Source organism: Exiguobacterium sp. A1_3_1 (genome assembly GCF_048985645.1).
GTDB classification, from domain to species: domain Bacteria; phylum Bacillota; class Bacilli; order Exiguobacteriales; family Exiguobacteriaceae; genus Exiguobacterium_A; species Exiguobacterium_A indicum.
The window spans coordinates 1-21,900 of record NZ_WBYY01000038.1 but is presented as its reverse complement, the minus strand read 5'-3'; the positions used below and the strand labels follow the sequence as shown (position 1 = coordinate 21,900).

The 21,900-nt window shown below is 44.5% G+C and carries 24 protein-coding genes and 1 riboswitch; of the genes, 8 read left to right on the top strand and 16 right to left on the bottom strand.

What is annotated here, in order from left to right:
* Nucleotides 1-333: 333 nt before the first annotated feature.
* The 7 genes from F8N00_RS06160 to F8N00_RS06130 all read right to left on the bottom strand — a co-directional run bounded on the left by F8N00_RS06160 (nucleotide 334) and on the right by F8N00_RS06130 (nucleotide 6,601).
* Complete coding sequence (locus F8N00_RS06160) at nucleotides 334-702, bottom strand: ArsR/SmtB family transcription factor (RefSeq protein WP_421017925.1); 369 nt, start codon at nucleotides 700-702, stop codon at nucleotides 334-336.
* Between the two features lie 56 nt (nucleotides 703-758).
* Nucleotides 759-1,193 (bottom strand): hypothetical protein, encoded by a 435-nt coding sequence (locus F8N00_RS06155; protein ID WP_035398846.1) that lies wholly within the window; start codon nucleotides 1,191-1,193, stop codon nucleotides 759-761.
* Between the two features lie 32 nt (nucleotides 1,194-1,225).
* Nucleotides 1,226-1,852: a thiamine phosphate synthase gene (gene thiE, locus F8N00_RS06150; protein WP_421017924.1), complete on the bottom strand. Its 627-nt coding sequence runs from the start codon at nucleotides 1,850-1,852 to the stop codon at nucleotides 1,226-1,228.
* Complete coding sequence (gene thiM / locus F8N00_RS06145; protein WP_075642963.1) at nucleotides 1,842-2,609, bottom strand: hydroxyethylthiazole kinase; 768 nt, start codon at nucleotides 2,607-2,609, stop codon at nucleotides 1,842-1,844. Before thiM ends, thiE begins: the two co-directional genes overlap by 11 nt.
* Nucleotides 2,590-3,393 (bottom strand): bifunctional hydroxymethylpyrimidine kinase/phosphomethylpyrimidine kinase, encoded by an 804-nt coding sequence (thiD, locus tag F8N00_RS06140; protein ID WP_023467188.1) that lies wholly within the window; start codon nucleotides 3,391-3,393, stop codon nucleotides 2,590-2,592. Before thiD ends, thiM begins: the two co-directional genes overlap by 20 nt.
* A gap of 114 nt (nucleotides 3,394-3,507) precedes the next feature.
* Nucleotides 3,508-3,618, bottom strand: a riboswitch (TPP riboswitch).
* Between the two features lie 65 nt (nucleotides 3,619-3,683).
* On the bottom strand, nucleotides 3,684-4,961 hold the full coding sequence (locus F8N00_RS06135) for a murein hydrolase activator EnvC family protein (protein ID WP_421017923.1): 1,278 nt from the start codon (nucleotides 4,959-4,961) through the stop codon (nucleotides 3,684-3,686).
* 200 nt (nucleotides 4,962-5,161) lie between these two features.
* On the bottom strand, nucleotides 5,162-6,601 hold the full coding sequence (locus tag F8N00_RS06130; RefSeq protein WP_421017922.1) for a murein hydrolase activator EnvC family protein: 1,440 nt from the start codon (nucleotides 6,599-6,601) through the stop codon (nucleotides 5,162-5,164).
* Between the two features lie 263 nt (nucleotides 6,602-6,864).
* On the opposite strand from F8N00_RS06130, the gene mce reads away from it, so the two are divergent.
* A complete protein-coding gene (mce, locus tag F8N00_RS06125; protein ID WP_023467183.1) occupies nucleotides 6,865-7,275 on the top strand; it encodes a methylmalonyl-CoA epimerase in 411 nt (136 codons plus the stop codon).
* Nucleotides 7,276-7,323: 48 nt separating this feature from the next.
* Here the strand turns inward: mce and F8N00_RS06120 are convergent, their stop codons facing one another.
* The 6 genes from F8N00_RS06120 to F8N00_RS06095 all read right to left on the bottom strand — a co-directional run bounded on the left by F8N00_RS06120 (nucleotide 7,324) and on the right by F8N00_RS06095 (nucleotide 11,959).
* On the bottom strand, nucleotides 7,324-7,836 hold the full coding sequence (locus F8N00_RS06120) for a type 1 glutamine amidotransferase domain-containing protein (protein ID WP_029340809.1): 513 nt from the start codon (nucleotides 7,834-7,836) through the stop codon (nucleotides 7,324-7,326).
* A 26-nt stretch (nucleotides 7,837-7,862) separates the two neighbouring features.
* Entirely contained in the window at nucleotides 7,863-8,036 is a 174-nt protein-coding gene (locus F8N00_RS06115) for a hypothetical protein (RefSeq protein ID WP_023467179.1), read from the bottom strand.
* A 32-nt stretch (nucleotides 8,037-8,068) separates the two neighbouring features.
* A complete protein-coding gene (locus tag F8N00_RS06110) occupies nucleotides 8,069-8,503 on the bottom strand; it encodes an organic hydroperoxide resistance protein (RefSeq protein WP_023467178.1) in 435 nt (144 codons plus the stop codon).
* Nucleotides 8,504-8,679: 176 nt separating this feature from the next.
* On the bottom strand, nucleotides 8,680-10,017 hold the full coding sequence (locus tag F8N00_RS06105) for a hemolysin family protein (RefSeq protein ID WP_023467176.1): 1,338 nt from the start codon (nucleotides 10,015-10,017) through the stop codon (nucleotides 8,680-8,682).
* A 192-nt stretch (nucleotides 10,018-10,209) separates the two neighbouring features.
* Complete coding sequence (locus tag F8N00_RS06100; protein WP_023467174.1) at nucleotides 10,210-10,692, bottom strand: DUF456 domain-containing protein; 483 nt, start codon at nucleotides 10,690-10,692, stop codon at nucleotides 10,210-10,212.
* Nucleotides 10,693-10,729: 37 nt separating this feature from the next.
* Nucleotides 10,730-11,959, bottom strand: a complete 1,230-nt coding sequence (locus tag F8N00_RS06095; RefSeq protein ID WP_058265741.1) for a DUF2254 domain-containing protein — start codon at nucleotides 11,957-11,959, stop codon at nucleotides 10,730-10,732.
* A gap of 181 nt (nucleotides 11,960-12,140) precedes the next feature.
* Here F8N00_RS06095 and F8N00_RS06090 point away from each other — a divergent pair, with 181 nt between their 5' ends.
* Complete coding sequence (locus F8N00_RS06090) at nucleotides 12,141-13,625, top strand: aldehyde dehydrogenase family protein (protein ID WP_081637438.1); 1,485 nt, start codon at nucleotides 12,141-12,143, stop codon at nucleotides 13,623-13,625.
* A 56-nt stretch (nucleotides 13,626-13,681) separates the two neighbouring features.
* Nucleotides 13,682-14,071 carry a tautomerase family protein gene (locus F8N00_RS06085; protein ID WP_035398885.1) on the top strand — a complete coding sequence of 130 codons (390 nt, stop codon included), beginning with the start codon at nucleotides 13,682-13,684 and terminating at the stop codon, nucleotides 14,069-14,071.
* 108 nt (nucleotides 14,072-14,179) lie between these two features.
* Here F8N00_RS06085 and yidD read toward each other — a convergent pair whose 3' ends face one another.
* Nucleotides 14,180-14,464, bottom strand: coding sequence for a membrane protein insertion efficiency factor YidD (gene yidD, locus F8N00_RS06080; protein ID WP_023467166.1), 285 nt, complete (start codon nucleotides 14,462-14,464; stop codon nucleotides 14,180-14,182).
* Between the two features lie 104 nt (nucleotides 14,465-14,568).
* Here yidD and F8N00_RS06075 point away from each other — a divergent pair, with 104 nt between their 5' ends.
* The 3 genes from F8N00_RS06075 (at nucleotide 14,569) to F8N00_RS06065 (ending at nucleotide 18,546) form a co-directional block, all read left to right on the top strand.
* On the top strand, nucleotides 14,569-15,534 hold the full coding sequence (locus tag F8N00_RS06075) for a quinone oxidoreductase family protein (RefSeq protein ID WP_421017921.1): 966 nt from the start codon (nucleotides 14,569-14,571) through the stop codon (nucleotides 15,532-15,534).
* A gap of 152 nt (nucleotides 15,535-15,686) precedes the next feature.
* The gene (locus F8N00_RS06070) at nucleotides 15,687-18,005 is read left to right on the top strand and encodes a YhgE/Pip domain-containing protein (protein WP_035398888.1); all 2,319 of its coding nucleotides are present in this window, start codon (nucleotides 15,687-15,689) and stop codon (nucleotides 18,003-18,005) included.
* Nucleotides 17,992-18,546, top strand: a complete 555-nt coding sequence (locus F8N00_RS06065; protein ID WP_035398890.1) for a TetR/AcrR family transcriptional regulator — start codon at nucleotides 17,992-17,994, stop codon at nucleotides 18,544-18,546. The genes F8N00_RS06070 and F8N00_RS06065 overlap by 14 nt, the downstream gene beginning before the upstream one ends.
* 16 nt (nucleotides 18,547-18,562) lie before the next feature.
* Here F8N00_RS06065 and F8N00_RS06060 read toward each other — a convergent pair whose 3' ends face one another.
* Nucleotides 18,563-19,198, bottom strand: coding sequence for a sterol desaturase family protein (locus F8N00_RS06060; RefSeq protein ID WP_023467160.1), 636 nt, complete (start codon nucleotides 19,196-19,198; stop codon nucleotides 18,563-18,565).
* Between the two features lie 125 nt (nucleotides 19,199-19,323).
* Here F8N00_RS06060 and F8N00_RS06055 point away from each other — a divergent pair, with 125 nt between their 5' ends.
* Nucleotides 19,324-19,602: a hypothetical protein gene (locus F8N00_RS06055; protein WP_023467158.1), complete on the top strand. Its 279-nt coding sequence runs from the start codon at nucleotides 19,324-19,326 to the stop codon at nucleotides 19,600-19,602.
* A 35-nt stretch (nucleotides 19,603-19,637) separates the two neighbouring features.
* Here the strand turns inward: F8N00_RS06055 and F8N00_RS06050 are convergent, their stop codons facing one another.
* Nucleotides 19,638-20,372 (bottom strand): metallophosphoesterase family protein, encoded by a 735-nt coding sequence (locus F8N00_RS06050; protein WP_023467157.1) that lies wholly within the window; start codon nucleotides 20,370-20,372, stop codon nucleotides 19,638-19,640.
* Nucleotides 20,373-20,732: 360 nt separating this feature from the next.
* Between F8N00_RS06050 and F8N00_RS06045 the strand changes: the two genes are divergently transcribed.
* Entirely contained in the window at nucleotides 20,733-21,755 is a 1,023-nt protein-coding gene (locus F8N00_RS06045) for a PTS transporter subunit IIC (RefSeq protein WP_029340800.1), read from the top strand.
* Nucleotides 21,756-21,900 lie beyond the last annotated feature (145 nt).

The following is a 21,900-nucleotide window of genomic DNA, read 5'->3' as shown; positions in this document are numbered from 1 at the left end:
GATAAGGGTGGCAGATCATCATTCTGCCACCCTTATCTCGTAACAAAAAGAATGACGCGTCACACGCCACTTCTACAGGAACAAGCGCGATTTTGCGCTATCAGAGACGAACGAGACCCGCTTTTCTGCTGGAATGAAGCAAGAAAGCCAGCTTGTGTCTCGCCTGAGGAAAGGGTCTGAAAAGATGAGTTATTCTTTTTTCGAGTCAGCCTCTTCAGATTATAGAGGCGTCATCTTGATTGACAGGACGAGGTCGATGCTTGTCCTAGGAAAACGATCCGAGATGAACAAAAAAAGCGCAGCAATAGCTACGCTTTTCGTTATTCTAAAGAATCATTCACGTACTGCTTTTCCCTCATGCACATGTTCCATAGCCATATTCACAAGCGATGAGACATGATGATCATCCAGGGAATAATAGACGACTTTGCCTTCTTTTCGGAACTTGACGAGTCCTTGTTTCAACAAAGACCGAAGATGGTGAGACGCCGTCGCAATCGAACAGTCGACAGAGGCTGAGACATCACAAACGCATAGTTCTTCTTCAATCGTCAACGCATAAACGATTCGCAGTCGTGTCGCATCCGAAAGAATCTTAAATAGCTTTCCGATTTCAAGTGTTGGGATCGTATCCACGACTTGTCCGATTTCAGACGCACGTTGTTCGTCAATCGCAATCGTTTCACAACGGGGAATATCCATGTCCGTCACCTCGTTTTTACCTATATTGCACCATGGGAAAACAGAACATTGCAAGTTTAGCGCATGCGCCTACGAATGAGCCAAAATACGAACCATCCTCCAACATAATCTCCGATATCCCAGACGATTCGATTTTGATCGACAGCGCGTACGCCGATATCAATGATTTTCGTACTCTCTAATCGGTTCGAATAGCGCTGTCGTAGCCGAGTCGGAATCGGTAGACGAAGAAGTACCCGGTAATAGATGTCTAAATGAGTATGTCCCCAAATTTCCGTCGCAATCGAGCTCGTTTTAATATACAACGGACGTTTGTAGCGTCTTTCATACTTTTCTTTCAATAAAAGGGCCATCTCATAAGATATACGATTAGGACGCGGAAATAAGACTTTTCCTAGATGGTAGATCCCCTGATTATCGACTCGAATGATTTGTGGTTCTAACCGATATCGAATCCAATAGCCGCGAAAACGGATCGTCTGCCATTTCAATACAATCACCTCTGAACGGATTATACCCTGTTCTAAAGTGATTGATGCCATTCTCGCACAGCATCTGTCATTTGCTGCGCAGCGAGTTGCCGATCTTCTTTAGCGAAAATTTCTGAAATGACGGCGTACCCTTCTAGCGGGATGGGAAGGGTGGAGACATTTGTTGCTGTGATTCCACCAATACCGATTAGAGGTAATCGTACGGCTTCCCGAATCGCCTGAAGCATCGTATGCGACATGGAATCAGCGTCCGCTTTGGATGACGTCGCAAATAGAGATCCCACGCCTAAATAAGAGGCTCCGTCTCGTTCTGCTTCAATCGCTTGTGCAACAGTGGCTACCGACACACCAATTACAGCATCTGGTAAAAGGCGACGTGCTGCGGTTAAAGGAATGTCTTCTTGTCCGATATGCAAACCAGCTCCGACGAGTAACGCGATATCGATCCGGTCATTGATGATCAAAGGAATGTCGTGTCGATCCGTCAGTCTCTTCAACCGAACTGCCTGATCGTAGAATTCCTTTCCTTGTGCGGTTTTTTCTCGTAGTTGCACGATCGTCGCACCACCTAAAACAGCTTCCTCAACGATCGTCTCGATCGCGACGCCAGGATGGTACCGACGATCCGTCACTGCATAGATGGAGTAATCAATTGACACGTTCTGTCACCTCCACCAGTTCTTGCTCCGTCATGAGGCTGATCGCATTGAACAATTCTCGTTTAAAATCACCAAGACCTTGCGCAGAGACTGCTTGTTCTCCTGCTTTTCCCATGACGAATGTTCCGTGAACAGCCGCCTCAAACGCCGTATATCCTGCGCCGAGGAAGCTCGCAATCAAGGAAGCCGTCATACAGCCCGTACCCGTGATGTCTCCTAGACGAGGTGTTCCTACATGTAATTCCATTTCGCGCGTTCCATCCGTGATATAGTCGTTCGGACCTGTCACGACGAGGACAGATTTGTGTTTGCGAGCGAATGCACGAATACTTTCTCGATCCATCATTGCATCTCCCGCAGCATCGACTCCCTTAGTTCGTCCGTCTTCCCCAAGTAACGTCTTGATTTCAGAAGTATTTCCTTTGATGACCGTACACCCGAGATCAATGAGTTCTTTAGAAAAGGCAGTACGTAATGTCGTTGCCCCTGCTCCAACTGGATCAAGAACGATCGGGACATTCAAACGTCCCGCTTCACGGGCTGCAAGTCGTTGAGCTGCTTGCATGTCTGCATCGATCGTACCAATGTTTAAGACAAGGGCTTGCGCGAGTCTAACCATCTCTTCTACTTCGCGAATGTCTTCCGCCATGACGGGTGATGCTCCAACAGCGAGTGTGACGTTTGCGCAGTCGTTGATCGTTACCGTGTTCGTCAGATGGTGAATGAGTGGTTTGTGTTCAAGAATGGTCGTAAACATGTGTATCCCTCCAAAGTGAATGAAAATGATGTGTCGGTCCAATACCTTGTCCGAGAGCAAATCCATGACGAATCGCCTCCGTGACATAGCTCTTTGCTTGTCTTACACTATCTGTCAAATCTTCTCCAAGCGCCATCCGCGCCGCAATCGCCGCAGATAAGGTACAACCAGTTCCATGAGTATGTTGATTGTCTAACCGTTCCGATGTGAAGCGGTGTTCTACTTCCCCATCAAACAACAAATCCGTCGCAGCTCCTGAGAGATGTCCACCTTTTAGTAATACTGCCCCTGTCTGTGTAGCTAATTGATGCATCGCCAGTCGCATTTCATCTAGATTGGTGACCGATCGTCCTGTTAAACGCTCCGCTTCCGGTAAATTTGGTGTGACGAGTGTCGCAAGCGGTAAAAGCTCCGAAATCAATGCTTGTTCAGCCTCCGTCCGTAATAGGGCATGACCGCCTTTAGCGACCATGACGGGATCTAATATGATCGGAACTGTCTGTTTGCGGAGATGTGTAGCAATGACACGAATCGTCTGCGCATTCGAGACCATTCCGATTTTGATCGCATCGACACGAATGTCTGAAAAAATCGACGTTAACTGGGCATCTACGATTTCTGGAGATAACTCTTCCACCGCTTGAACACCCAACGTATTTTGCGCCGTGACAGCTGTCAGGACGCTCATTCCATAAACGCCTAAAGCTGAAAATGTTTTTAAATCTGCTTGAATCCCAGCTCCACCACCGGAGTCGGATCCCGCAATCGTCAGTACATGTTTCATATTCTTTTCACCTTCCCATCGAGCAATATAAGGGAGTCGTGACCGACAAAAAAGCGTCGACCGCTGTAAAAAAGCAGTCGACGCTATACGAAAGCGTTATACACGCATTCCGGTATCCGTTCGGCTCAACTTTCCTACGCTGGTATTATCCAGTTCAGGTAATAGGGTCGAAAACAGATTGGTTTTCCTCTCAGCCGGATTCCTCCAGCTCCCCTAGTTGCTCAAGTATTCGTTTCGCCTTAACTGTAGCACAGCAGCAAAAAAAAAACGAGCCGAAGCCCGTTTTTTGATTACAGATATGCCAATGGATTCACTGCATTCAGAGGAGAAGAAGCACTATATTGATAACCTCCGACATGTAGTTCGAAATGTAAGTGTGGTCCTGTTGAATTTCCTGTACTACCAAGTGTTCCGACTTGCTGACCTTGAGAGACCGTTTGTCCTGCATGAACAGATAATGAGCTCATATGAGCGTAAACCGTCGTATAGACTTTTCCATCCAAGAAATGCGAAATCATGACGTGGTTTCCGTAAGGTCCACCACCTGATGCTGTAATGACGGTTCCGGCTGCTGCTGCGACGATCGGAGATCCGACGGGACCTTTGAAATCGACGCCATTATGGAATGTATAACCGTTTGCTCCACTAGCTGGTCCGAACCCTTGTGATACCCCACCAGAAGATGGTCGGACAAATTTCCCACCACCTGAAGCGATTGGTGTTGTATCTGAACTTGTTGATTCTGTATTCTTATTGGCTTGTTTTGCTGCTTGAGCACTTGCTTTAGCAGCTTTTTCAGCTGCCGCTTTCTCTGCTGCTGCTTTTTCAGCCGCTGCTTTAGCCGCTGCCTTCGCTGCCGCAATCGCACGTTCTTGCGCTTCGAGAGTCGCTTGCAGTTCTTTTGCGTCTAACAGTTCTGTCGTAAACTTCGTCTTCCCTTTTCGTAATTTTTTGAGTGTAGCACTACGCTCTTTCATTTGAACTTTTAACGCTTTTTTTTGTTCAAGCAATACTTTCTTTTCTTGCATTTGCTCCGCTTTTTTCTCAACAAGTGCTTGCTTTGCTTCTGCTAATTTTTGTTGTGTCGCGATGTAATCTGAAATCATTTTATCATCTTGTTCAGCAATCTTTTTACCCGCCATGACACGGCTGAATAAATCACCTAAATCCTTTGATCCAAAAATGACTTCTTCCCACTTAATCGAATTTCCATCGTTTTCTTGGAAAACACGTAAACGATCACCGAGTAGTTCTTCCTGCTTCTGTAGCATCTCCTCGTAACGAACAATGTCTGCCTTTAACTCATCGATTCGATTGCTTAACTGTTTAATTTGTTTATTTTTTTCGGAAACTTGGAAAATCTTTTCGTTAATCGCTGCGTCGATTCGATTGATTTGACGTTGTTCTTTTGAAATTTTAGCTTCTTGCTTTTTAATCGCTTTTTCTAATTTACGTTGTTCAGCGGCATTTTCAGCCTTTTTTTCTTTAATCGTTGCTGCCGCGATCGGTTGTGTACCTGTTGTAAGTAATGCCCCTAAAACAATGGTAGAAATTAGTTTTTTTAGCATATATCGTTTTCCTCACTTATGTATTTTCATTTTTTATTATAGTATTCAAGTTTCTCTCATATCTGAAATAGATTATAGCACCCTAATCGTTTCAAAAAAATTTCATTTACATTTCAAGTGAAAACGTTTTTTTGTAATATATATATTTCTTATCAAATATAAAAAAAAGAACCGTTGCATATGCAACGATTCTTAACTGTTTAAAACATAGTCATTGGATTTACTGAGTTAGCTGGACCTGTTGCACTGTAGCTGTATCCACCAACGTGAATTTCGAAGTGCAAGTGTGGACCTGTTGAGTTTCCTGTGCTACCACGTGTACCGATTTGTTGACCTTGGCTGACGCGTTGACCTGCACTAGCGTTCAATGAACTCATATGTGCATAGACTGTCGTATATGTCTTCCCGTTCAATTGGTGAGCAATCATGATGTGATTTCCGTAAGGTCCGCCACCTGATGCTGTAATGACTGTACCAGTTGCAGCTGCAACGATCGGCGTGCCAACTGGACCACCGAAGTCAATCCCGTTATGGAACGTATAACCGTTTTCTCCGCCTGCAGAACCATACCCTTGTGTCACAGCACCAGCAGTTGGATGAATGAAGAGTCCGCCTGATGATGGTGACGGTTTAGGTGTCGCAGGAGCTGACGGTGCTGGCGCAGTTGGTGCTGGTGTAGATGGTTTTGGTGCCGATTGTTTCGACGAACCAGAAGGTTTTGCTGATTGCGCTGCCTTCTCTTGTGCTGCTTGCTGAGCTGCCGCTTCTTTAGCTGCTTGTTGTTCCGCTTCTTTCTGAGCTGCTGCTTGAGCTGCTTCAGCTTCTGCTCGTGCTTTTGCTTCACGTGCCGCTTGAGCTTGACGCTCTTTTTCGATTCGAGCTTCTCGTTCACGCGCTGCTTTTTCAGCTGCAATCGCTTTTTCTTGAGCGATCAAAATTTGCTGGACTTCTTTTGCATCCATCAATTGTGTTTCGAACTTTTCTTTTTTCTTACGTAGTTCTTTTAAGCGTTTGTTCCGCTCTTTTAATTGTGATTCAAGATCCGCTTGTTGACGTTTTAATTCTTTTTTCTCAACGACCAACTGCGCTTTCTTTTCTTTTACTTTTTGTTGCGCATCCGCTAATTGTTTTTGCGTATTTTGGTAATCCGTGATCATTTTATCATCTTGTTTTGAAATGGATTTCCCTGCCATGACACGGCTTACGAGGTCACCAACGTTTTTAGCGCCAAAGATGACTTCTTCCCATTTAATTGAGTTTCCATCATTCTCTTGCATGACACGAAGACGATCACCGAGTAGTTTTTCTTGGCGTTTTAGTTTCGCTTTATATTTCTCGATTTCTTTTCCAAGCTCAACGATTTCACGTTCTGTTGCTTTGATTTGACGATCTTTTGTTTCGACAGCAAAGATTTTTTCGTTCAACGCTTCGTCTAGTCGATTGACTTCTTGCTGTGTTTTAGAGATTTTTTGACCTTCTTGATTAACAGAAGACTCTAAGTTTTTTTGCTTTTTAGCATTGTCTTGTTGCTGTTGTTCGTTTTTGGCTTTCTGTTCACTTAAATCGTCTGCTGCTGCAAAATGAGGTGCTGATGAAAGAACCAGTGCGGAAACGATGAGCGACGCGAACGTTTTTTTCATGTAGTATTCCCTCTTTTTCTGTAGTGTATGTTTTATGATTTATCGTAGAATATTTAAGTTAAATTTAAATTCTGTAATCTTTTTTCTTTTTTATAAGAACGTTTTTGATTATAGCATTCATTCCTCTTCCATAATATTTCAGTGATATTTCAATTTAAATAAATCTTTCCTCTTCTATGTAATAGAAACATTTGGAAGGTAACTCATCGTTGCAACTTTGGAGTGTTTTTGGGAAACTGAAGCGAACAGAAGGAGGATATCATATGAAATTAGACCACACTGGAATTGCCGTTCGCGACATGCAGGAAGCCATTTCATTTTATACAAACGTACTTGGAGGAACCTTAACAAAAGAGTACTCGAATCCTGCGCCAGGTGTCGCTTCCAATATTGCGGTCATCGAGTTCGATGATGCGCACATCGAGTTGTTAACGCCAACAAGTCCGGATAGTCCAATCGCACGTTTTTTAAAACAACGCGGGAAAGGTGTCCACCATATTGCTTATCGTGTAGAGAATTTAGATCAGGCGATTGAAGAAGCAAAACAACGAGGCTTAACATTTTTAGAAGATACGTATCGAACGACGCCGTTCGGACGACGACTAATTTATATGAATCCTCGTCATTCACACGGCGTCATTACGGAACTCTGTGATTATCCAGAAAACCCCTAAAAAAAATCAACACTGCGTTATCGCAGTGCTGATTTTTGTTCTATACCATTAGCCAAGTTTTGCAACGATTTCCCGGTTGAATGCAGGAATATCATCTGGTTGACGACTTGAGACGAAATTATCGTCGACGACGACTTCTTCATCTGCAAAGTCCACACCAGCATTTTCCAAATCAATTCGAATTGATTTGTAACCTGTCATTTTTCTCCCTTTGACGATTTTTGCATTAATCATCAATTGTGGTCCATGGCAGATTGAGAAAATCGGTTTTTTCGACATATCGAATTCTTCGACGAATGAGACGAAACGCTCGTCTTCTCGGAGTAAATCTGGTGAAAATCCGCCTGGAATCAGGAGAGCATCGTAGTCTGCTGCTGAAGTCTCATCAATCGAGAGATCAACATTTACTTTTGCCTCTTCCTGTTTGCCGACGAGTTCTGCACCTTTTTTAGCACCAATGACAGTGATCTCGTGCCCTGCTTCTTTTAATGCATCAACCGGTCCTGTGAATTCTACATCTTCAAAATGATCGGCGAGTACGACTGCTACTTTTTTAGACATGTGATTCATCCCCCAAGTTGTTTGATTTAAATCGGATCTTCTCCGCGATCTCGTGGAGAAACCGTATCATCTGGCATTTCGTCTTTTCCTTTTAGGATTTCCTTTTGTTGCTCCTCTGTCAGTTTCCGTTCTTTATCCGACAGACGATCCCGTTCATCTTCAAACTCTTCATTTGGACGATCGGTTTCTTTCGGTGCCATGGAAAACCCTCCTTATGATTCGTCGATTATGCTTATAGTGAATCGACGACTTTAACAGAAAGATCAACATCAATGTTGCCACGTGTCGCTTTTGAGTACGGGCAGAAATTGTGTGTCTTCTCTAGTAAGTCTTCGGCTTCTTCCTGTGATACGCCAACGACCTCGACGACGAGTTTCGCTGCAATTTTTACACCGTTATCCGCTTCATCCTGTAAGAGGCTGACTTCTGAATTCGTCCGCGTCTCGACTCGTTTTTTTGCTTGGCGCGCCATTAAGTTATAGGCACCATCAAAACAAGCGGCATATCCTGCTGCGAATAACTGTTCCGGGTTTGATGTCGGAATGTCTTCTTTGCCTTTTGTTCCTGGCATGACTAAATCGAGATTAATGACGTTATCGTCTGAAGCGACTTTCCCGTCGCGACCACCGACTGCAGATGCACGTGAAGTAAGAATGACGTTTGACATGATAGAAAACCCCTTTTCCTGTTGAATTAAAAAATGCTTTTTTTGCCACATAGACAGTAATACCCGTCACTGAGGGAGATAAACACAAGATGTGTCTATCACCTTAGCTAATCATTTTTTAAGTAGACAAAAAAAGACGATGAACTCGAAGTTCATCGTCTTGCACATTCTATTTCTTATCCAATCTCTTCTGTTGCAGTTTCTTCTTGATCAGGCAATTGAAGATAAATCGATTTCACTTGATGATTATCGACTTCCATGACTTTGATCGTGTATTCCTGATAGCGGAATTCTTGACCACTCGACACTTCCGTATCCTGTGCCATGACCCAGCCACCAATCGTATCGATGTCTTCTTCTTCGATTCCTAAGTTAAAGCGTTCATTTAGGTCATCAATCAAGACACGGCCTGAGATGCGGTATAATCGCTCATGAATTTGTTCGATATCTGCTTTCTCATCTTTATCGAATTCATCTCGGATTTCTCCGACGATTTCTTCCAAGATGTCTTCCATCGTGATGACACCAGCCGTACCACCGTATTCATCGATGACGAGTGCCATCGGTGTCCGTTCCACCTGCATTTTCAGCATGGCATCTTGAAGCGGCGAATATTCGGATACAATCGGCAAGTTGTGGATGTAATAGCTTAATGCTTTTCCTTTATTCGCCATATGATCCGTAAATAATTGTTTCGCATTGATGAAGCCAAGGATTTTATCCTTATCTCCTTCTTCCGCTACTGGGTAACGTGTGAACTGATACTCTTCAACGAGGCGAATGATGTCCTCCATCGATGCATCGTTCGAAATCGTGATTAAGTCCGTCCGCGGTAACATGATGTCTTTCGCGATCCGCTCATCGAACGAGAAGATGTTCTGCATGTAGGAAAGCTCAGTCTGGTTGATTTCTCCACTCTTATAACTCTGTGTCATGATGATTTTAATCTCTTCTTCAGAATGGACTTCTTCGTGTCCCGCTGGCTCGACGCCAAACAACCGAAGAATGATTCGTGCTGAACCGTTCAATGTCCAGATGAAAGGTTTCATGATTTTACCGAACCAATATAGTGGTGGCGCGAGTAACATCGTGATCGCTTCCGTTTTTTGAATCGCTAAAGATTTTGGAGCAAGTTCTCCAAGCACGACATGAAGAAACGTTACAATCGAGAATGCAAGAACGAACGAAATGATCGTCGAGACGGAGTTCGGAATGTCAATCTCTTCGAACAACATACCGAGAATCGCACCTACCGTTGATTCTCCTAACCACCCGAGACCAAGCGCTGTCACGGTAATTCCAAGTTGACAGGCCGATAAATAATAATCCAAATTCTCAAGTAGCCTCTTCGCCACTTTCGCAGTCTTGCTTCCTTCTGTAATCAACTGATCGATTCGAGACATTCGCATTTTGACGACCGAAAATTCGGCAGCTACAAAAAAAGCGGTTAAGACGATGAGTAGTGCAATGACGAGTAGCCGAATGATGATCGTCGTCGTGTCGAATGTCTCCATTGAGTGTGTACTGTCCAATCGTTTCCCCGAAGAAAGGGGATTCACCTCCATTAATATAAAGCCAGATGCCGAGGCATCTGGTGGTTTACAGCAAAAAGAAGCTTCAGACTTTCAAAGCTTCCCTACTTTTTCATATTCATACTATAACGGAACTTTCATAAAATGTGTACTTGAAGACATCATTTCAGACCGTCAGACGACATAGAGAATAAAGATTACGATCATGAGTAACATCGCGATTCCCTTTAATAAGGCACTTGATAAGATACCAAGGACTGTTCCGATCCCAACTGAAACCGAGGTTTGCCATGTTTTTTTACTAATGATTTTTTCCGTCAAGATGGCAAAGACAAACGGGAAAATTAATAATCCGATACCTGGCAAAATAAACGGTCCCGCAATCAATCCGACTGTCGTTGCAATCTTAGCCGCTTGTGAGCCTCCTCGTCGATCGACGGTGTAGGCGCTGACGAGATAATCGAGCGTAAATAAGAGAATGATGAAAATCGCTTGAATCACCCAAAAACTAATCGATAGTTCAGAGAACCCGAATCCGAATCCATAAATCAAAAAACCAACTACTAAAATCGGCGCACTTGGGATGATCGGATACACGAGACCTGCAAAAGCGACTAGAAAACAGACGACGATCAGACTCCATAACAAGATTGTCACTTTCTATTCCTCCCTTCTTTTGATTCTCTTGCCCTTTTTACGTCGAAGGGGAGACAAAAGTTTCATTCAACGCCCGATGGATTTGATTTTGTAAAAAATCACGATCCCAGTCGTTCATTGTTTCAAAATGTACTTCCGAACAGATGTATGGAATGAATCGTTGAATCGTTTCATAGTGAGCAGGTAAGGCTTGTCGCTTCATCGTTCCAAGCGACTCGAGCATCGTCGCGAGAACTGAAATATCCTCTGCTCCGTAATGTCGGAGTTGATAAAACGTCGTGTACAACAATTGTTGGTAGGTTTCCCTGACGACGATATGTTGCTGGTCCTTTCCAACAACTAGTACACCATCTGGTATTACGGCATACTGTCGCATTAAGTCACCAATGATCCGAACCGCATGTCTCGCTGTATTCGGATCATTGATTCCTGGAGAAATCGCACGTAAAGCAACTTCACTTAATTTTTCAAGAACAAATGCAAAATCCTGTTCTGAAGATTTCGTCGGTCCAATTAAGATACTTTCATTGATATCCCGGCAAGTCGCCCGTCCGATGGCTTCTCCCTCTGTTACGAATGAGCCGACCGTTCGATCAATATACACGCGGTCTTTCTGATCAAAAGCATCATAATCGACTGCTTGAATATATCCGGTTCGAGTTGCCTGAATAAGATGTGGATAATTTGTCGTCATCTTTCTTTCAGTAATCTTTTGTTCTCCCGATTCTAGATGTTCGACTTGCCGTTTCAATAATTCGTTCCCTTCTTCGTGTAATCGATCCAGTAATGTCGTCACGCGAATCGACTGGCTGACGATATGAATGAATGCGACGAATGCCACGATCGATATCAACACGACGAGAACCGCTACTGTTGAAGCGACGACACTCGTCTTCAAAGCCGGACGAAGGAAAAAGAGCATCGTCATCGAGTAACTGACCGCTCCAATGAATATGCCAAAGATGTGTTGCACCTGTCGATTCTCGATGAAATTAGGCAATGTCCGAGGTGAGAATTGTGATGAATAGGTCGTCAATACAACCAGGATGGTCGAGAACGTGAATGTCATCATGGCGAGCAGTCCGGTAAAGACCGAACTATGGATTGTCTGCGCTAAGCCAAGTGTCGTTTGCCACTCTTTTGGAAACCAGTCTGATATATACACATCTAACCACGTCACGATTCCCGTCAAACCAATCCCAATGAGACCATATAACAATGGCCACCACCAATTGATTTCTCGAGACAGGACTTTCAGCTTCTTCAAAATAAAATTCCTCCTTTTTATAGCACTATACTGATTGATTTCCTGATTTAAAGCGCTTTAAAACCCATCTGACTGACTGACTTTGAGCAATATGTTTGGTCGAAGTGCACGGATGTGTTTTACTTCTTTTCATAACGTGAATAACTTAATTGTTATGAAAACGAATGGGAGATGAAATGATATGGCTCAACAAAACGAAGCTACATTGCATACAGATTTCACGAAAATTTATATTGACGGTCAGTGGCGCACAGGCGCAAGTGACAGCAACATGACGAACACGAATCCTTTCACGGGTGAAGAGCTCTTTACAATCTCTGCAGCGAATCAACAAGATTTAGATGACGCATATGAAGCGGCTCAAGTCGCTCAAAAAGACTGGGCGAAAGTTCCTGCCTTAAAACGCCAAGGCTTGATCGAAAACTTCTTGAAAGTCTTGTACGAGGAGAAAGAAACGATCATCGAATGGTTGATTAAAGAGTCAGGAAGTACACGTATTAAAGCGGAAGGCGAATTCCTTGCTTCTGTCTTGATCGTCAAGGAAGCTGCGACATTCCCACTTCGGATGCACGGTGAAATTCGTCCATCGGTCGTACCAGGTAAAGAAAACCGGATCTACCGTAAAGCACTTGGCGTCATCGGTGTCATCAGTCCATGGAACTTCCCGTTCCACTTAGCTGTACGGTCGATCGCTACTGCTATTGCCATCGGGAACGCAGTCGTTGTCAAACCAGCTACGGACACACCTGTTTCAGGCGGATTGATTTTTGCTAGTCTGTTTGAAAAAGCTGGATTGCCAAAAGGTGTCTTGAATGTCATCGTCGGTCGCGGTTCAGAAATCGGTGATGCTATCGTCGAACATCCTGTACCACGTTTGATTTCATTCACAGGATCAACTGAAGTAGGTCGTCATATCGGTGAACTTGCTGGTAAACATCTAAAGAAAACAGCGCTTGAACTTGGCGGAAACAACGTCTTCGTCGTACTTGATGATGCTGATCTCGATCGCGCGGTCGAATCTGCTGTCTACAGCAAGTTCTATCACCAAGGTCAAATTTGTATGTCGACGAACCGAATTCTCGTCGCTTCTTCGATTCATGATGAATTCGTCGAGAAATACGTTGCTCGTGTAAAAGAGCTACAATACGGTGATCCATCACATGAGCGGACACAAGTCGGACCGCTCATCAACCAATCACAAGTTGAACGAATTCTTGAAGATCTCGAGAAAACAAAAGCTGCGGGTGCAACCGTTCGTGTCGGCGGCGAAGCAAAAGATAACGTCATCGCACCTACTGTCGTCACTGGTGTTACGAATGATATGCCACTCGCTAAAAATGAAATCTTCGGACCGGTTGCTGTCATCATCCCGTTCGATACGGATGAAGAGGCACTCGAAATCGCGAACTCACTTCCATACGGATTGAGTGGCGCTGTCCATGGTTCTTCTATTGAACGCGCGACTGCCTTTGCGCTTGAAGTCGAGACAGGTATGATTCACATCAACGATCAATCGGTCAACGATGAGCCACATATGCCATTTGGTGGTGAAAAAGATTCAGGACTCGGTCGCTTCAACGGTGAGTGGGTACTTGAAGAATTCTCGACTGTCCAATGGTTGTCTGTCATGCACGATCGTCGTCAATACAAACCATTCTTCGAGTAATATATGAGTAGGGTTTTCCCCCTACTCTACATACTTTTGTTAAGGAGTGATTTCACATGCCGTTATTACGATTCGACGTCATTGAAGGACGTTCAGAAGAAGAGTTGAAAACGTTACTCGACACCGCACACGATGCGATGGTCGAAGCATTTGATGTGCCGGAGCGCGATCGTTATCAAATCGTGCATACGCATAAAGCACATGAGATGGTCATTCAAGATACAGGACTTGGATTTGAACGGAGTAAAGATATCGTTCTTATTAGTGTAACGAGTAAAACGCGGACGGAAGAGAAAAAACAACGTCTCTACCACTTACTCGCCGAACGCTTACAAGCAAACTGCGGACTCGCACCGACTGATTTGATGGTGTCGATCGTCGAAAATGATGCAGCCGACTGGAGCTTCGGTCTTGGCGAAGCACAGTTTTTAACGGGTAAACTATGATCGTCTGTAAATAGAACAAAAAGGGACGTATGTTATCGGTAATTTCCGGTAACATACGTCCCTTTATTTGTTCTTACTTCATTAAACAAAAGAGAACCTTCACATGACTTACTCCTTCGTTTCTTCCGCCTTCTCCCGCGGATTTTCCCGTTGCAGCGGTGCTTTCCAACTAAATTGATCAGGTTCTGGAACGAAATCGAGACCACCTGGATGAAACGGTTGGCACCGTAACAATCGACGCGTCGTCAAATAACTCCCTTTTACTGCACCATGACGTTCAATCGCCTCCATCCCGTAATGGGAGCATGTTGGATAAAATCGACATGTGGCTGGCTTCATGGGAGAGATGACTTTCTGATAAAAACGAATTCCTCCCATTAAGACACGTTTCATAACGTCCCTTCTTTCCTCTTTTTTTCTAGTGTAACGCATCTGTCCATCATTTTCAGATGTTCTGCCTTATACTAAAAGCAGATTTAAAAGAAGGATGTGTTGAGATGAAGGCATTAACTTTCCACGAATTTGGAGGTTCTGATGTATTACGCTTCGAAGACGTGCCAACGCCAACAATTACTGAACAGGAAGTTCTGATTGAAATGAAAGCGATCGGTTTGAATTTTGCAGACATCTATCGCCGAAAAGGAAACTATCATTTAGAAGGACAGCCTCCCTATATTTTAGGGTATGAAGGTGCAGGAGTCATCACCGCAATCGGTGCTGATGTTTCAACGTTCCACGTAGGTCAACGAGTTGCTTTTGCGGATGTCCCGCTTGCGAATGCTGAGTACGTCGCAGCACCCGTTGATAAATTGATTCCGCTTCCTGATGGTATCTCATACGAAACAGCAGCTTCTGTCTTATTACAAGGGTTAACAGCGCATTATTTAACTCGAGATAGCTATCATGTCCAACCGGGAGATGTCGTCTTAGTGCATGCCGCTGCCGGTGGCGTTGGGCAGTTGTTGACACAGCTCATTCGCTTGCTTGGGGCAACTCCGATTGGATTGACGTCTTCTCCTGAGAAAGCACGGATCGCTAAAACTGCTGGCTGTGAATCTGTCTATTTATATTCAGAGAACTGGGTCGAGCACGTACTCGCGCAAACTTCTGGTAAAGGGGTCGATGTCGTTTATGAGTCTATCGGTTCTACCTTAATGGATAGTTTCCATGTCACGAAAGTCCATGGAACAGTTGTCTTCTACGGTATGGCAGGCGGTGATCCTGCACCTGTTGATCCCCGCTTTTTGATGGATACGTCCAAAACATTGACGGGTGGTGATCTTTGGAACGTATTAACATCTTCTGAAGAACGCATCCGTAGATCGGGTGAACTGTTTGATTGGATTCTATCCGACCATCTCACCCTGTCTTCGCCTACAACATTCAGATTATCTGATGGCAAAGCAGCACATGACTTTTTGGAAAGCCGACGCAGCACAGGAAAACTACTTTTGCTCCCTTAACTCGCTTTTTTCGAGACGACTCCCTGCGAGTCGTCTTTTTTATGTGAAATCAAGATTATCGATTGCTTTTTTTTAATGAAGAGAGTAAAGTAAACCTCATCAAAACCTAAAACTCAAACTAGTTTTGAGTTTTAGAAAGGGGATTTGTATTTATGTTTCGCTCAGAATGGAAGAAATTGAAGAGTCCGATGATGATCGTCGTCATTCTCGCCCTCATCCTCGTACCGTTTCTCTACAACTCCATCTTCTTATCTGCATTCTGGGACCCATACGGTCGTACAGAAGATATTAAGGTTGCTATCGTCAACGAAGACAAAGCAACGAAGTTTAAAGGAGAAAAAGTCGACATCGGGGATCAGTTCGTCGACAAACTCAAAAAAAATGATGATTTTGATTGGCAGTTCTTGTCTCAGGACAAAGCCGAAAAAGAACTACGCGACGGAAAAGTCTACATGACGGTTGTCATCCCGAAGAATTTCTCTAAAAATGCAACGACACTACTCGATGATCATCCAAAAAAGATTGAGTTGGAATATTACTTGAACCCAGCCAAAAACTACTCGGGCACACAAATTTCGAGTACGGCTGCCAAACAATTAAACGAAAAGATCCGTAAATCCGTGACAAAACAATACAGTAGTGCGATCTTCGGTGCGTTAAAGAAAATTGCAAACGGTATGGAAAAGGCATCGGACGGTTCTTCTAAACTAGAAGATGGCAACCACAAAACAGCGGATGGTGCTAAAACACTGGCTACGAACCTCGGAAAACTTGCGGATGGCAGTCTGACACTATCTGAAAAGCTCGGGGAAGCAAATCAAGGTTCAAAAAAACTCAGTGACGGTGTCACGACACTCGACGAAAAAACTGCTCTCTTCGCTCAAAAAACGGGTGAGTTGTCTTCTGGGTTGAACACGCTAGACGAAAATGGTGGTAAGTTGCAAGCCGGTGCCGCGCAACTAGAAGACGGAGCAACAAAACTCAGCGGTGGCTCGACACAAGTCCGTCAAGGGGCAGAGCAACTGGCTGCGGGTACGGCTCAGCTCAACGAAAAAATTCCTCAGTTGACGGACGGATTAAATCAACTGGACGAGAAAGCTCAGGCAGCTAATGTATTATTAAATCAATTGAATCAAGATGCTGCACAATCTAAACAAGATCTACGTGCGCGTCGAGAAGCGCTTGAAGCAAATGCCGCTCAACTAAAACAAGTTATTTCCGCTTCTGATCAATTATCAGATGAGGAGAAACAAACGTTACTTGGAACAATTGGAACGTTAGAAGAAAATATTAAAAGCCTCGCTGCGCAAGAAGGGGCAATCGATCAAAGTCTTGCTCAAGCAACCGAAGCGACGAAAAAAATCGGTCAACTTGCTGCTGGCGGTAAGCAAGTCGAGTCCGCCGTATCGCAACTGAACGCAGGTCAAGTAAAACTCGTCGACGGTGCGAAGCAAGTCGAATCTGGCGCACAACAATTAGCAAGCGGACAAAAGACATTCAATGAAAAACTCGGTCAATATACTGCAGGCGTGCATAAAGCGGCAACAGGCGGTACACAACTGGCTGACGGAGCTAATCAACTTTCAGATGGCACACACCAACTCCAAACAGGAGCTAGCGCGTTAACTAACGGGTTAGGTCAATTGGCATCTGGTTCAACTACGATTACAGACGGTATCGGTAAAACGACCGATGGGGCTTCAAAAATCGCGGATGCCAATACGAAACTTGAAGATGGGGCTAAAACGTTGAAGGACGAGCTTAGCAAAGGAGCTAAAGACGCCACTGTCAAGCCAACGAAAGAGCGGGACAATATGCTCGCAGAACCTGTCGTCTTAAAAGAACATGACTATTCGACGGTCAACAACTACGGTTCTGGTTTATCAGCTTACATCCTTAGTATCGCCTTATTCGCAGGTGCCTTGATGTTCTCGTCTGTCTACCAGATTCGTCCAGAACATGGTGAGAGTCTGACATGGCGCTTCCTTGTCGGTAAATTATCACTCATCTTACCGATCGGCGCATTACAAGGTGTCGCAGCGGCTACGGCCATCGTCTATGTTCTCGATTCTGATGTCGCGAGCGTTCCTGCACTCTACGGATTCGCCGCCTTAACAGGTATGACGTTCATCACGATTCTGTTCACGCTCGCGATGCTACTCGGTCGCGTCGGACAATTCCTTGCCTTCCTACTACTTCTGCTTCAAATCGGTGGTAGTGGCGGTACGTTCCCAGTCGAGATGACGCCAAGCTTCTTCCAAGCGATTCACGCCTTCTTACCAATGACGTATTCAGTCGGTGGATTCCGTGAAGCCCTTGGACTTGGTGTGACGGACACCCTCATCTCAAACAGTCAAGTCCTCGCGACCATCCTAGTCGTCGCGTTGCTCATCAGCTTCGTTGGAGGGCTCGGAGCCAAGCGGATTTTACTCTCAACGAAAGTGAGACGAAAACAACATGACACAGTCTGATAAAGAAATACTGATACTAGACTCAGCGATGGCTTGCTTTTCTGAACTCGGTTATAAAGGTACGACGATCGAGCGTGTCGCTCGACGCGCTCATGTCGGGAAACCGACCGTCTACCAACTGTTTGAAAGTAAACTCAATTTGTTCGAATCGCTCGTAACCCGTGTGCTGCAAGAGATGAAAGAAGAAGCAGAACGCGCTTACGTCGAACATGCGACGGTAGAAGAAAATAAGCAAGCAATGATCGATGCTATCGTATATCATCAGCAACAACATTTGTTCATTCTTCAAATCATCGAAGAAACACGTAATCTTAAATTACAAGAAATGCAAGAATTACGGACACGTATTGAACGACATGTCGTCGAATATCTTAAAACGCTCCTTGAGACTCGCCTTGGACAAGATGATCGTGACGTACCAGTCGATGTCACAGCCTTTCTGATTTTCCGGACGTATATCGCATTGATTGCCGAATGGCCATCGATTGCGCATCCACTTGAGCTCGATACGATTCGTCGTGCCATGCTACGTATTTTATGAATCAAAAAACCGCCGGTCAGTGGATCGGCGGTTTTTCATATTCTCGATTCTTTTCTAAATTCCGTGCCGTTTGACTAGAAGTAACTGTTTTTTCATCCTTCAGTGTGCCAAACAACCAATCTCCCACCGGATTTGACACACCAAACCAGTAGTGTTCATTTTTGAAATGATGTAATAGATGCGTTCTTTTCATCCATTTTCCAAAGCGTGTTCTCGGTTTCAACGGAACGTGTGCCACGTAATGTTTCCATTCATACACAAGCAGCATGACGATCAATCCACTCGCGGCTGCCGCTGTCGAAACGACAGATTGCGTCAGAAAATAGGTCAGAGCAGCAAAGAAACCAAGATTCGGCAAGGAATACCAGACCGGTAAAAACAACAGATGCAGTTCATTCGGATGCGCATGATGATCGTAATGAAGTCGTTTCAACAATTTTCGTCCAAGCACATTTTTAGGCGGTGGTAAATGAAACAAAAAACGATGCGTCAAGTATTCACTGAAGCTAAATACGATCAGTCCAAGACAAAAGAATAATATAGTCGTCCAATGAAACGGCTGAGCAAGGACATAACTACTGACCGCAATCAGTAATACGAGCATCATCAAAATATCCGGAAACAGAAAAAAACGACGATAAATATTTGACATTGGTGCTTTCCCCTTTCTCTTTCGTTACAGCGTATAATCGCACGTTCATCGATTCGTCACGTTTTTTACTTCAAGTCGTGTAGTCATTCTCGCTCCCTCCCTTATACTAAATAGAGAATGGAGTGATGATCACTTTGAGTTTATCGACCGGAATCATCTTCGTGTTACTCGCCTATACACTCATGTCGCTTTACGACATGTGGCAGGTATACCGGATAACGAGCAAGCTTTGGATGTTTGTATTATTTCTTGCAACATTAATCAGTCTCATCGTTGCCTTTTTTGTGGCCCCTGTCCTTGCGCTATTCTTTTACTGGTCACGCCATCCATTGAAACGAAACATCGGTATCGTGTTACTGATTGTCGTTTGTCTTATCTCAATCATGACAAAATTGTCGTCTTGATTGAATTCCTTCATGAACTACTCATGAAGGTTTTTTCATGTCCTACTACCGAAGAAGAGTCGGCGCATCAACTCACGTTCCGGCATCTCCGTCGTTTTGAGAACGTCTAAAAATGGTCGATCATCATATGAAAGCTTCAGGATTTCTGAACGGACTTGGCCCTTCTCCCAATCGATGATTGCTACTGGAGCAATAGCTGTTTCCTGACATCCAAGTGCACCTGGATTAATAAAGAGCGTTTGCTCTGTCTCGACTTGTTGCGCTGGATGATGGTGACCGAAACCAATGATCCGCGCCTCACTTCCAGCAAACAGGACGGATAAGTTTTCTTTCGTTCCATCCACCGCTTGCTTTAACGGCTCTTCACCAATCTTCTTCGTCTGGTCGGCATAAGCATAGTGCGTCAGGTGCATCGTTTGTTCCTGATGCATGATATTTAAGACACGCGGTAAACGTTCCAAATACTTTTGATTTTCTTGCGTCAACGTATCCGCAATCCATTGATGGTGCTCTTTCGCATGGCGGTAACTATCGGGATAGTTCTCCCCATGGATTAAAGCAAGGACACATTCATCATGATTCCCAGAAATCGTTTGAATATCTGGTCGTTGCTTCAATAGATCAATGACTTCATTATGCTCTGGTCCAATGCCGACAAGATCACCGAGACAATAGACGGCATCGATCTCTGGTTGTTGATCAAGATAGGACAATACTGCACGTAATGCTGATGCATTACCATGAATATCTGTAAAAAGCATCACTTTCATGTAAACGCCTCCATTGTTGGTACATTAGGATTTCCCGATGATACCGTGAATTCCTGTCAGATTTCAGGAAAAAATAAATTGTCAGAAAATATTGATTATTAATCAAGAGCATGTTAGGCTTAGAAAAATTCACAGAGAGGGGCACGATCGAATGATTCCGACGCAACAGCCATTTAACCAAGTCGGCCGACTGATTATTCTATGCATGAGGGACTGAAAACTTTTCCGATGATGAAACGGAAATGATTTTTGGGCCCTTCTTTCGATGCATCGAATGAGGCGCCCGCACAGAATGAGTGGCGCCTATCCCAAAAACGGATAGGCTTTTTTCATGGCAAAAAATAGAGATAGATAGAGAGGATGACAACGTTGAAAGAATATGCGATGGATCGAATGGTAAAAGTATCAGCTGGAATGGCAAATGCCGTTCTTGTAACACTCGGTGTCGGACTCCTGATTGAGACGCTCGGAAATCTTCTACATATCCAAATGCTACTGACGATTGGTGGTGTCGCAAAAGTACTACTCGCCCCTGCGCTTGGTGCCGGTATTGCCTTTCAGCTCGGAGGAAACACACTTGTCCTGTTCAGCGCGATGATCGCAGCGACGATTGGTGGTGCCGCTCTTCAATCGACTGCTTCTGGACTCGTTCTTGTACCCGGTCAGCCAATCAGTGCGTTACTCGCAGCTGCTGTCGCTGTATACGTCGGAAAACGCATGACTGGAAAAACGAAATTTGACATGATGGTGATCCCGATGAGTGCTGTCCTTGCTGGCGGCGTGACTGGAATCGGTGCTGCTGCCGTCACGACACCACTCCTTACAAAATTCAGTGCCATGATCACAGCATCCGTTGAATCATCTCCAATCGCAACTTCTCTTGTCATCGCACTCATCTTTAGTGTCTTATTGATGTCTCCTGCTTCGTCCGCTGCACTCGCTATCGCTTTGCAACTTGATCCTGTAGCAAGTGCCGCTGCACTGATTGGCTGTTCCGCTCAATTCGTCGGCTTCACGTTGATGGCATACCGTCAGACGGATCCAGGTGGTTTGATTGCTTCATTCTTTGTAACACCTAAAGTACAATTCCCGAATATCGTTAAAAATCCACGTCTTGTCGTTGCACCGTTTCTCGCAGCGATGATTTCAGCTCCTGTCGCGACGCTTCTTCTCTCTTTGAAAGTACCGTACGAACTCGCAGGACTTGGATTAAATTCGATGATTGCCCCACTCAATATTTTCGTCAACCAAGGTCCTCAGGCGTTCCTCGTCTTCTTCTTGACTGGTGTCGTTCTACCTGGCGTCTTGACGCTCGTCTTCTATCGATTGACGACCGTCGCAGGGTGGACGAAGCGTGGCGATCTTCACCTCGAAATTCAATAAAACAATTTACCTCCCTTCCAACTATTCCTGATTGATTTCGGGAATAGTTTTTTTAACGCAAAAAAAAATCGTCCCTTCGAAAAGGAACGATTTCGGTATGATTCTGACTGGGCTCGAACCAGCGACCTCTACCCTGTCAAGGTAG

What these genes read in the sequence shown, in the direction of transcription:
- F8N00_RS06120 (WP_029340809.1), bottom strand. Translation starts at nt 7,836, where the DNA reads ATGTCTAAAAAAGTAGCAGTCGTACTCGCCGATCATTTTGAAGATGTA.
- F8N00_RS06055 (WP_023467158.1), top strand. Translation starts at nt 19,324, where the DNA reads ATGATCACTTTGAGTTTATCGACCGGAATCATCTTCGTGTTACTCGCC.
- F8N00_RS06060 (WP_023467160.1), bottom strand. Translation starts at nt 19,198, where the DNA reads ATGTCAAATATTTATCGTCGTTTTTTTCTGTTTCCGGATATTTTGATG.
- F8N00_RS06110 (WP_023467178.1), bottom strand. Translation starts at nt 8,503, where the DNA reads ATGTCAAACGTCATTCTTACTTCACGTGCATCTGCAGTCGGTGGTCGC.
- F8N00_RS06070 (WP_035398888.1), top strand. Translation starts at nt 15,687, where the DNA reads ATGTTTCGCTCAGAATGGAAGAAATTGAAGAGTCCGATGATGATCGTC.
- F8N00_RS06090 (WP_081637438.1), top strand. Translation starts at nt 12,141, where the DNA reads ATGGCTCAACAAAACGAAGCTACATTGCATACAGATTTCACGAAAATT.
- thiD (WP_023467188.1), bottom strand. Translation starts at nt 3,393, where the DNA reads ATGAAACATGTACTGACGATTGCGGGATCCGACTCCGGTGGTGGAGCT.
- mce (WP_023467183.1), top strand. Translation starts at nt 6,865, where the DNA reads ATGAAATTAGACCACACTGGAATTGCCGTTCGCGACATGCAGGAAGCC.
- F8N00_RS06130 (WP_421017922.1), bottom strand. Translation starts at nt 6,601, where the DNA reads ATGAAAAAAACGTTCGCGTCGCTCATCGTTTCCGCACTGGTTCTTTCA.
- F8N00_RS06075 (WP_421017921.1), top strand. Translation starts at nt 14,569, where the DNA reads ATGAAGGCATTAACTTTCCACGAATTTGGAGGTTCTGATGTATTACGC.
- F8N00_RS06115 (WP_023467179.1), bottom strand. Translation starts at nt 8,036, where the DNA reads ATGGCACCGAAAGAAACCGATCGTCCAAATGAAGAGTTTGAAGATGAA.
- thiM (WP_075642963.1), bottom strand. Translation starts at nt 2,609, where the DNA reads ATGTTTACGACCATTCTTGAACACAAACCACTCATTCACCATCTGACG.
- F8N00_RS06135 (WP_421017923.1), bottom strand. Translation starts at nt 4,961, where the DNA reads ATGCTAAAAAAACTAATTTCTACCATTGTTTTAGGGGCATTACTTACA.
- yidD (WP_023467166.1), bottom strand. Translation starts at nt 14,464, where the DNA reads ATGAAACGTGTCTTAATGGGAGGAATTCGTTTTTATCAGAAAGTCATC.
- F8N00_RS06105 (WP_023467176.1), bottom strand. Translation starts at nt 10,017, where the DNA reads ATGGAGACATTCGACACGACGACGATCATCATTCGGCTACTCGTCATT.
- F8N00_RS06160 (WP_421017925.1), bottom strand. Translation starts at nt 702, where the DNA reads ATGGATATTCCCCGTTGTGAAACGATTGCGATTGACGAACAACGTGCG.
- F8N00_RS06050 (WP_023467157.1), bottom strand. Translation starts at nt 20,372, where the DNA reads ATGAAAGTGATGCTTTTTACAGATATTCATGGTAATGCATCAGCATTA.
- F8N00_RS06045 (WP_029340800.1), top strand. Translation starts at nt 20,733, where the DNA reads ATGACAACGTTGAAAGAATATGCGATGGATCGAATGGTAAAAGTATCA.
- F8N00_RS06085 (WP_035398885.1), top strand. Translation starts at nt 13,682, where the DNA reads ATGCCGTTATTACGATTCGACGTCATTGAAGGACGTTCAGAAGAAGAG.
- F8N00_RS06065 (WP_035398890.1), top strand. Translation starts at nt 17,992, where the DNA reads ATGACACAGTCTGATAAAGAAATACTGATACTAGACTCAGCGATGGCT.